This is a genomic window from Geodermatophilus siccatus, from assembly GCF_900103785.1.
GTDB lineage: Bacteria > Actinomycetota > Actinomycetes > Mycobacteriales > Geodermatophilaceae > Geodermatophilus > Geodermatophilus siccatus.
Genome location: NZ_FNHE01000025.1, coordinates 1 through 9,954 on the forward strand (window position 1 = coordinate 1; position 9,954 = coordinate 9,954).

A 9,954-nucleotide genomic window follows, 5' to 3' on the forward strand; every position below is an offset into this window, starting at 1 on the left:
TAGCCACCGGCCAGCTCGCGGGCGCGCCGCCCGGAGCGGACGACCCACTCGGGGTCGGCCTCCACCGCGACGACCTCGCGGGCCACGTCGGCCGGGGTGCGGAAATACCGCCCCGCGTCGGCGACCACCTCCCGGTTGAAGCCGACGTCGAAGGCGGTCACCGCCGCGCCGGCGCCGATCGCCCGCAGCAGCGAGGGATTGGTGCCCCCCACCGAGTGCCCGTGCAGATAGGTCGCGCAGTTGGCGTACAGCTGATCGAGCAGCTCCTGGTCCCACACCCCGCCGAGGAAACGCACCCGGTCGTCGGCCAGCCCGTGCACCCGCGCGGTGTACGCATCGGCGTAGGGCGCCGAGCCCACGACGACCAGCGGCTTGCCGGCCGCGCTCGCGGCGTAGCCCTCGACGATCACGTCGACGTGGTTCTCCGGCTCGAACCGGGCCACCACCAGGTGGTAGCCGCGCGGCTGCAGACCCAGCTCGGCCAGCCGGTCCGCGCCGGGCTCGATGAGCGGCGCGCCATAGCTCAGCAGCGTGGTGGGGGCGGCGAAGGCGTCGCGGTAGTAGTCCGCGATGCCCTGCGCGTCGGCGATGAGCGCATCGGACCAGCGCACGGCGAGCGCCTCCGCGGCCCGGTAGTACCGCCGTCCCGCCCCGCCCCACTTGGCCCGCTTCCACTCCAGGCCGTCCACGTGCGTGGCGACCGGGATGCGCGCGGCGCGCAGCGCCGGCAGCAGCGGCGCGTTCGCCGCGTTGAACAGCACGGCCGCGTCGGTCCGGTGACCCACCAGATGGCGCACCGACAGGGCGGTGTGGCTGAGGGTCTCCAGCGACCGGCGGCGGGCGGCCGGCAGGTGCACCAGCTCCATGCCCAGGTGCGCCGCCGGCGGCGCCTCCCGCGCCCCGGGGGCGGTGCGGCAGTACACGACCACCCGGTGCCCGGCGTCGGCCAGCCGGCGGCCGATCTCCTCCACCGCCGTCTCGAAGCCGCCGTACCGGGCCGGCACGCCACGCGTGCCGACCATGGCGATGCTCAAGTGGTCCAACCGGGCCTCCGTCCGGCGTTCGAGCCGGTCGGGAGACACCGGGCTCGTGCGGGGAGGCAGGGTGCCATCGATCGGGGCACGCATCGAGGCCTCATGGCATTCGTTGTCGCGGAACGACAGCAATCGCCCGCAGCGGTCACCCGTCCGCACCCGAGTGGTGACGGACGGTGGACCGCGACGGGCCGCACGGCCTGGCGGGGGCGAGACGGCGGTGGCGACCTGCTCCGCGGGTACGGACGTGCGCACCGACGGCGTCGCGGCCGCCGCGCGGAACGGACACCACAGAGGAGCGAAGCCGTGTGACCATCTGCCTCGAGCGGTCCGAGGGGCCTTGTCGCAGACCGAGGGAGTGCGTGTGCCAGATGGGGGAGCCCCTCCGGGGCATCACAGGCCCGGGCCCCCGAGGATGAGTCGGCGATCCGCACTGCTCCTGGGTGCCGGCGCCGCCTCCGCGGGCACGGTCGCAGCGGCTGCGATGCTGGCGGCCGAGTCTGCGCCGACCGACGCGGACGCCTCCCCTCCGAACGCCCCACTCGGTCTGGTGGCGGTCGAGGACTTCCGTCAGGGGAGCGCGGATGACGACGCCACCGTGGCGGCCGCGATGACCTACGCCGCCGGGCAGACCTACAAGCCGGCCTTGGTCTTCGCCAACCGGGTGTACGACCTGACCCGCCCCCTCAGGGCCTTCTCGGGGCTGCACCTGATGCAGTTCCCGTTCGGCGACGAGTTCCAGCACAGCCAGGTCATCAAGGTCCCCGAGGGAGGGCTCCTGGGGTTCGACCCCCATGTCAGGTCGATCACCCTGGAGAACCTCTCCTGTCAGGTGCGGGACCACCTCCTGGAACCCATCCCCCGAGACGCCGCCGGGGGAGCGTGGACCGACGTCCGGGTGTTGGGCGGCGGCTACAACGGGGGGGCGCCCCTCCTCGACGGTGCGTTCCTCAGGCTGAGCTTCCAGCCGACCTATGTGAACAACGTGACGGACTCCGTCCTGCGGATCGGCGGCAGCGACTCCTGGTTGTTCACACGGGGGCCCCACTACGTCAGCGGTGTCCTGCCGGCGAACCGCCCGTTCCTGGACCTGGACAACCTCGGCCAGTCCGTCATCGGCAGCGTCTACATCACCGCTCAGGGTGGATACGGCATCCTGTTGAGCGGGAAGGCGACCGGCCTGGTCCTGGACGGCGTGTTGATCGACGCCACCGGCCGTGAGGACGACGACGCGACGCAGCTCGCCGGCCTGCAGATCCTGGGCGGCACCGACATCACCATCAACGACCTGTGGGTCTTCAACGCCAACGTGAGCGGCGGGAGCGCTGGGCTGGTCACCGTCCGCGGCGGCTCGGAGATCGTCTTCGTCAACCCCCGGTTCCCGGGCGTCAACGGCGACACGAGGGCTGCGGACACCACGTCCGCGTGCATCGACACCACCGTGCCCATCACCGTGATGGCCCCGAAGGCCGTGGGGCGCGCCAAGTTGATCACTGCTGTGCGGGAGGAGCTGGTCACCCTCGTGGGCGCCCCCGAATGGCAGGTCCGGGCGCGTCCGTGACCGCCGGTGCGGGGAACGACCCGGGACAGCAGCCCGCCGGACGACCAGATGACGCAGCTACGCACCCCTGCCCCACGGAGGGGTGGTCGCGTACCGGACCAGGAGGAACAGGATGGGGCTGAGGGACTACATCGCGGTTGTGCGTCACCACTGGCCGATCTGGCTGGGTGTGACCGCACTGGGCGTCGTCCTCGCCTTGACCGCACTACTGGCGCTCCCCCGGACGTTCGAGGCCACCGCCGAGGTGTTCGTCTCCAGTACGACCGAGGGGCCGGAGACCTCGCAGTTCGTCAACGAGCGCGTCAAGAGCTATCCGGCCATCGCCACGAGCGATGCCGTCCTGGACAGTGCGATGGCCCGGCTCGGGATGGACTCGGGGGCGTCGCAGCCGTGGGTGGAGGTCGAGGCCACCAGCCCGGTGGAGACCGCCCAGGTCGACATCACCGTCGTGAGCGGCGATGCCGAGCTCGCGGCTAACGTCGCGAACGCGGTCGCCGTGGAGTTCAGCCGGGTGGTCCAGGACCTCGAGCGACCCACGACCGGGGTCTCTCCGGTACGACTCACGGTGACCGACGCGGCCACCGCGCCGACTGTCCCCACCTCGCCCGTTCCCCTCTACGTACTCACCCTGGGTACCGCGGCCGGCCTCCTCCTGGGACTGTCCGCAGCCGTCGTCCGCAGCAAGATGGGCAGGATCCTCCACACCGAGTCGGACCTACGGGCGACGTGGGGGGACGTGGAGGTCCTGACGATCCCGTCGGGACGGGGCCGCCACGACCCATCGGCCGGACGGGCTGCGCCGACGATCGCTCGTCACCTGGAGAGGATCGCGGGGGAGAAGGCCGTTCGGGTCTGCGTCGTGTCGCCGTCGCCGGGCGAGGACCGCACCGTGCGGGCCCTCCTCGACTCGGTGGCCGACGAACTACGTCCTCGGGGCGTCCGGGCGATCGTGCACCACCACCCGGACGTCAGCCGTGAGCTGATCGCCCCGACCGCCCCCGGGGTCGCCCTCGACTTCATCGACCGTTCCACGCCGATCCGGGCGTGGCGGCACGACCACGCGGGATGCGACACCGTCCTGCTCGTGGTCACGACGGGACGGGTCGACGCCCGGGACCTGCAGGAGGTGCGGTCCACCCTGCAGGCCGTGGGGGCGCCCCCTCCCGTCGTGGTCCTGACCTCGCGCAGGGCGGCGCTCCGCGGGAGGAGTCCCAGTGCGCCCAGGCACCATGCCGACAACGCGAGAGCGGCGGCGACAGCGAGTCGAGAGGTGTCCGAACCCGCGTCATCCTGAGCTCCATCGCAGGCTCCAGCCGGACGGCCGAGCCGCGACTGGGACGGCTCCCACCGACCTGAGCCAGCGGTCACGGCCGGGCCGGGCATCGACCGGTCAGGCCGGCGCTGCAGTGCGAGGTGTCGAGGGATCCGTCAGCGATGACCGGGAACCTCCCTCGACGGTCACGGACACCGCGACGAAGAGGAGGAACGCTGGAGTCGCGTCGAACAACCCACTCTCCAGCAGGCTACGGCCGACCAGGAAAACGAAGAGGCCCAGGAAGAGCACCCGGTGTTCGCGGGGCGCGCGGACGACCCCGCGCAGCACCCAGATGGCCCAGACGACGGCGACCAGCAGCCCCAGGACGCCGGCCTGCACCAGCGCCGACACCCAGGTGCTGTCGAGCAGCTGCTGATCCCACCACTGCCCCTTCACCGGGATGAGCTTGACCGACAACCCGCCGCCGAACACCGCCTGCCAGGCGCTCTCGGCCCACGTCCGTGCCGCCGACCACGCGATGAAGCGCGATTCGAGGGTGCTGCCCTTGTCGGGTGCCCGTTCCCCGAACGAGACGATCGCTCCGGTCCAGTACACGACGATGATCCCGACCGCGAGGATGCACTGTGTCCCCACCACGAGACCCGCTCGTGGCCTGCGGACCAGCACCGTCATGGCGAGCACGGCCACGACCAGCATGATCAGGGCCGTTCGGGATCCCGTGGCCCAGACGACGCCGAGCAACACGACGGCGGTCAGCGCCTCGAGCCACGTCGCACGTTCGACCACCACACGGGCGACGACCCACACGACGACGACACTCGAGAGCAGTGCCAGCTCGTTCGGGTGTGCCGGCGGGATCCCGCCCTCCAGCCGGGGTTCCTGTCCTGCCATCACGACGCCCGTCATGGCTGCGAGGAGAGCGATCGCTGCACACGACCGGACCAGCGCGCCCACGACCTGGAGGGCCGGTGCTGCTCGGAGCAGCAGGAACACGGTGCTACCGAGGACCAGCAGTCGGAAGGTGAGAACAGCGCTCGTGACGAGGGTGCCGTAGGTCAGGGCTCCCATCGCGGACACGGTCATGAAGATGCCGAGGAACCACAGCGTGCCGGTCCCCAGCTGGCGGAGGTGTCCACCACGCGTCTGCACGACCACGAGAGCGATGGCCAGCGCCAGCAGGCTCAACAGGCCCTTCACGACCACCACGGGGTCCACCGCACCGGCGAAGATGTCGCCGCGACGCCACGCCACGGTGCTCGCGACCATGAGGAGGCAGGCCACGGCGACGGGCCACGAACAGACTCGGTCCTCCGCTGTCGCCGAGGGTCTCGCCGCGTCCATCGTGCCTGCGGTCACAGCGTGAGACGCGATCGGGCAGGCTCAGTACGCACCGCACCTCCGCAGAACAGCTCTGGTGGTACCCCAGAGGATGGACCAGTCAGTGTCGGGGAACTGTGCCCCATGTCCGACGAGTCCAGCCGGACGGCTACCTGACAGGTCACTCCGTCCTGACGCCGGCCACGGTCCCCTGAGGCCGTGCTCGGCCAGCGACCCGCAGCTCACGGAGGGGGTGGCGCGAGCTGATCGCCCGCTGCGCCGAGGGCGAGCGAAGGAGCCTCGGTCACGGTCGGCCCAGCCTGTCAGCGGGTCGGTGGGCGACTGTGCGACCACACCGACGGGGTGCGGATGATCACACACCGGCGGCGTCCAGGTCGGACCAGGCGTCCGCCAGCCGGGCGAACCAGGCGACCTCCTCGGCCAGCCCCCGGTCCAGGTCGACCCTCGGCCGGAACCCGAGCAGCTCGCGCGCCCGCTCGGTGCGGCACACCACGTCCCCCGCCCGACGCGCGCCCACGTGCCGCGGCGGCGGGGGCAGCGCACCGCGCTGCTCGGCCACCGCCCGCCGCACCCGCTGCGCCAGCGCCACCGTGCGCTCCGCCGTCCCGCTGCCCGCGTTGACCAGCCGGAACCGCTCGCCGGCCGGCGACAGCGCAGGCGGCCGCGCCACCGCCCGCAGCACCAGGTCCGCGGCGTCCTCCACGTGCAGGTAGTCGCGCAGCTCCTGCCCGTCGCCGGTGATGATCGCCGGGTGCCCGGCCAGCCCGGCTCGGATGAACGTCGGCACCGCCCACGGCATGGTCTCCCCGGGCCCGTAGAGCGTCGTGAAGCGCAGCACCGTGGCCTCCGGCCCCCCCGCCGCGGCGACCACCCGCAGCTGGTCCTCCAGCGCCAGCCGCGCCGCCGCCACGGAGTCCTCCGGGATCGGCCGCACCGACTCGTCCAGCGGGGTCGCCTGCGCCCGCCCGTAGACCTCCACCGAGCTGCCCAGGACGACGTGCCCCAGCCCGTCCCCCAGCGCGGCCAGCAGCTCCAGGGTCCCTGTCACGTCCACCGCCACGTGGTGCCGCGCGGTGCCGGTCGCCGTCCGCTCCCCCGGCGGCACGGGTACGGCGTCCAGGTGCACCAGCTGCTCGGTCCCCGCCATCCGGCGGGCTATCCGTCGAGCCGCCTCGGGCCGCCACCACTCCGGCTCCTGGACCAGCTCGACGACGCCCTCGCGGATCGCCCGCCGTACCGGCTCCCGCCACCCCGGGTCGGGCCCGACGACGGCGACGCGGCAGCCGGCGCGCAGAAGCCGAGGCACCAGCGCCGCCCCGAGGAAGCCCGTGCCCCCGGTGACCAGCACCGGCATCTCGCGCAGCCGACCGTCGTCCACACCGTCCGGGTCGGGTCCCTGCACGTTGCCACCCCCTCGGCGCGGCCGTCCGCGCCCATTGGCCGCCGGAGGCTAGGGGCGCCGGTGGGGCCACGGAACGGTACGGTCCGCGGCGGGTGCGGTCGCCCCAGCGTGTGCTGACCCGGAGTGTCGTCCCGGGGCCCGGCCGTGGCGTCCACCGGCACGGAGGTCCCGACCCGGCGACGGTCCAGCACCGGTGGTCACGGCTCGCGGGCCTCGTGCCACCCGTCGGGGTGGGTCCTCTCCAGCGGAACGGGATCGGCACCGATCTGAGGGTCATGTCCGTCGCCCACAACCCGCTCTCGGTCTCGCTGCCGATCTCCTCGCTCCTCCCGCCGGAGGACGACGTCACCAGCCTGCTGCCCGGTCCCAACTCGGTCTCGGCGCACCTCGCCGAGCGCTTGGTCGCCGCGCCCGCCGTCCCCGGGGCGCTGATCGTCCTGGGCCTGCTCCGGCGCGACGACACCTGGCCGACCGCGACCAGCAGCCTCGCCGCCGCCACCTCGGTCGTGGCGCGCTCGCTGCGCGGCGACGACTGGCTCGGCCGCTCGGGTCCCAACGAGTTCGCCGTCCTGCTCAGCGGCACCGTCCAGGACGCCGAGGTCGCCGCCACCCGCCTGGCCGCCACCATCACCGAGCTGGACATCGCCGGCCTGGGCGCCTGCGCCGGCGTCGTCGCGCTCGAGGAGGGCACCACCGCCGCCGAGACGATGCGCCGCGCCACCCTGTCCCTGCACACCGCCCGCTCGCAGGGCGCCGGCCACGTCATCCGATACCGCGGCACCCGCTGAGCTGCGGTCCACCGTCGAGACGGTGGACCGACGCGGGTCGTGCCCGCATGCCACTGTCACGATCCCTGGGCTCGGCCGGCCGTCCCGCACGATGTCGCCCATCTCGGGGCTTCTCCGGCCCGCTGGCGATCGGTACACCCGAAGCAGGCTCCTGGCTCGATGCCAGACCTCCCGCACCCGACCCGTCGTCCTCGTGCCGCTGCACGCGTCGTCGATGGATCGACCCGCGCCCCGACCACGCGGAACGAGGACGGGAGGCCCTCGACGGTCGCCGGCGCGCCGGAGCTGCTCGCTCACCCGTCGCCCGCCGCGGACCCTGCCCGTCCGGTGGGGACCGCCGGGTCGTGGCTGCTGCCGGCCCGCACCGATGCGTGGCCCCGCTGCCTCCCCCGGTCCGGACGTCGAGGTCGAGTGCGTCGCCGCGTGAGGCTCAGCCCCTCGATCGGCGCCTCGGCCGGGCCAGCTCGGCGCGCAGCCGCGCCACCTCCTCGTCGTCACCTCGCAGCTGGGCCCGCCGCAGATCGCGGCGCAGCCGGTGGACTCGCGACAGCAGCACCCAGGTCAGGACGGCGAGCAGCCCCAGCCCAAGGGTCCAGCCGGCCGGCTCCGGGCTCCCCGGCACACCGAATGCCTCCCAGATGCTGTAGCCGATGACGTACCCGAGGATGACGACCAGCAGCGCCGGCACCGCGATGACGAAGATGGCCACACCGCTCCTTCAGCCGGAGTCGAGCCCGCAGATGCGTCCCGGTGGACGGCCGCGCACAGCCGCCGTCGTCCGGAGCCGTCCCTTGCACCGCCGTCCTCGGGACCTCCCCTCGGTCGAGCAGCCGGTCACCGCACGCCGTCCGGCAGCTCGCCGTGTCGGACGCCCGTGCGGGCGCGTGGGAGCCCCGAGTCGCGGTGTCCCGTGACCCTCATCAGGCAGGTCGCTCCGCACTCGGCACAAGGGGATCGAGCTCACCCCTCCCGGCTCGACTGACCGGTGGTGCCGGCGGACCAGAGCCGGTCCGTCGAGGATCGGCCGACGCCGTAGGGCCCGAGGAGCAACAGGCACCTGTCAGGACTGACCGGTCGGCTGGACCCGCTGATCGACCGGGGCGCCGGCGCTCGGGCCGGCCAGTCGCAGCAGTGCAGGATCACGCCTCCGCCCGGCGCGCCCCCTCCTCGACGACGAGGGCCACCGTCGGGCCGGCCGCGTCGACCCCATGCTCGTGGGCCGCTCGTGCCGACCGGATGCGCCCAGTGATCGATCGGGACGTCGTCGTGAACCTCGCGCACGCCGCGACAATCGAGGATCACACACAGTGAGACATGGCCGGGAGGTGTCCTCTTCGGCGGCACACGGGGTTGTCACGAGAAGACACTCCGCAGAGGGTCACCGTTCACCTGACAGAACTCAAGCGTTTCACCACGGTGCACGTTTCACCACGGTGCAGCTTGTGCTTGCACTGCATCCAGAAAGAGATCGCGTTGGTTGGTGGAGGCTTCACCTCGACGCCCGGCAGAACAATGGTGCCGGGCGCCTCCACACGTCATGGGACGGGCAACCTGCGCACTCCCTCTGGTCGATTCTCGCGCCACCGCATTCTGATCATTGTCCTGCTGGTGATCGGCTGTTGGGTGCTCCTCGCGTCCTTGGCTGCGGTGGCCCGGGCCGATACACCCTCGCGCAGCGCCGACTCGTCGCAGGCAACAGACCCGAACACGAGCGCCGGCGCGAACGGCGCCGGTTCGAAGAAGGCGGCCACGCCAGCCAACTCCGGCAACAGCTCAGCCGAGACTGCGGCCAAGGCGACCACCCCGGCCGCCGACCGCACCGCGACCCCGGCCAAGCCGACCACCCCCGCCGCGAACCGCACCGCCACCCAAGCCGCGGACCGCTCGGACGCCCCGGCCAAGCCGGCCACCCCCGCCGCCGACCGCACCGCCACCCAAGCCGTCGACCGCTCGGACGCCCCGGCCAAGCCGACCACCCCCGCCGCCGACCGCACCGCCACCCAGGCCGCGGACCGCTCGGACACCTCGGCCAAGCCGACCACCCCCGCCGCCGACCGCACCGCCACCCAGGCCGTCGACCGCTCGGACGCCCCGGCCAAGCCGACCACCCCCGCCGCGAACCGCACCGCTACCCCGGCCAAGCCCGCCACTCCAGCCGCGGACCGCACCGCCACCTCGACCAAGCCCACCACCCCGGCCGCCAACCGCTCGGACGCCCCGGCCAAGCCGGCCACTCCCGCCGCGGACCGCACCGCCACCCCGGCCGCGGATCGCCCCGCCGCTCCGGCCAAGCCGTCCCCTCCAGCCAAGCCGGCCACCCCGGCCGCGAACCGCTCGGACACCTCGGCCGAGCCGACCACCCCGGCCGCGAACCGCTCGGACACCTCGGCCGAGCCGACCACCCCGGGCGCCGACCGCCCGGCCAAGCCGACCACTCCGGCCGCGGACCGCCCCGCCGCTCCGGCCAAGCCCGCCACGCCGGCCGCCGACCGCCCCGCCCAGCCGGCCACCCCGGCCGCCGACCGCCCGGCCAAGCCCGCCACGCCGGCCGCCGA

At 73.4% G+C, this 9,954-nt stretch carries 7 protein-coding genes and 1 pseudogene; 4 read left to right on the forward strand and 4 right to left on the reverse strand.

The annotated features are described in order from the left end of the window. The coding region (locus BLS21_RS24190) for a DUF1972 domain-containing protein (protein WP_245700744.1) at positions 1 to 1,043 on the reverse strand (1,043 nt) is incomplete at its 3' end. Positions 1,044 to 1,584: 541 nt separating this feature from the next. Between BLS21_RS24190 and BLS21_RS24195 the strand changes: the two genes are divergently transcribed. Then, positions 1,585 to 2,595 (forward strand): hypothetical protein, encoded by a 1,011-nt coding sequence (locus BLS21_RS24195; RefSeq protein ID WP_139177295.1) that lies wholly within the window; start codon positions 1,585 to 1,587, stop codon positions 2,593 to 2,595. A 112-nt stretch (positions 2,596 to 2,707) separates the two neighbouring features. Continuing rightward, positions 2,708 to 3,889, forward strand: coding sequence for a YveK family protein (locus BLS21_RS24200; protein WP_139177296.1), 1,182 nt, complete (start codon positions 2,708 to 2,710; stop codon positions 3,887 to 3,889). A gap of 96 nt (positions 3,890 to 3,985) precedes the next feature. On the opposite strand, the gene BLS21_RS24205 is transcribed toward BLS21_RS24200, so the two are convergent. Beyond that, a complete protein-coding gene (locus tag BLS21_RS24205; RefSeq protein WP_245700746.1) occupies positions 3,986 to 5,137 on the reverse strand; it encodes an O-antigen ligase family protein in 1,152 nt (383 codons plus the stop codon). Between the two features lie 424 nt (positions 5,138 to 5,561). Continuing rightward, positions 5,562 to 6,611, reverse strand: coding sequence for an NAD-dependent epimerase/dehydratase family protein (locus BLS21_RS24210; RefSeq protein WP_091224448.1), 1,050 nt, complete (start codon positions 6,609 to 6,611; stop codon positions 5,562 to 5,564). 275 nt (positions 6,612 to 6,886) lie between these two features. Here BLS21_RS24210 and BLS21_RS24215 point away from each other — a divergent pair, with 275 nt between their 5' ends. Continuing rightward, the gene (locus tag BLS21_RS24215; protein ID WP_091224450.1) at positions 6,887 to 7,399 is read left to right on the forward strand and encodes a diguanylate cyclase domain-containing protein; all 513 of its coding nucleotides are present in this window, start codon (positions 6,887 to 6,889) and stop codon (positions 7,397 to 7,399) included. Positions 7,400 to 7,829: 430 nt separating this feature from the next. On the opposite strand, the gene BLS21_RS24220 is transcribed toward BLS21_RS24215, so the two are convergent. Continuing rightward, positions 7,830 to 8,108, reverse strand: a complete 279-nt coding sequence (locus tag BLS21_RS24220; RefSeq protein WP_091224452.1) for a hypothetical protein — start codon at positions 8,106 to 8,108, stop codon at positions 7,830 to 7,832. A gap of 938 nt (positions 8,109 to 9,046) precedes the next feature. On the opposite strand from BLS21_RS24220, the pseudogene BLS21_RS24225 reads away from it, so the two are divergent. Continuing rightward, positions 9,047 to 9,954: pseudogene (locus BLS21_RS24225) on the forward strand (hypothetical protein); the annotation flags it as partial.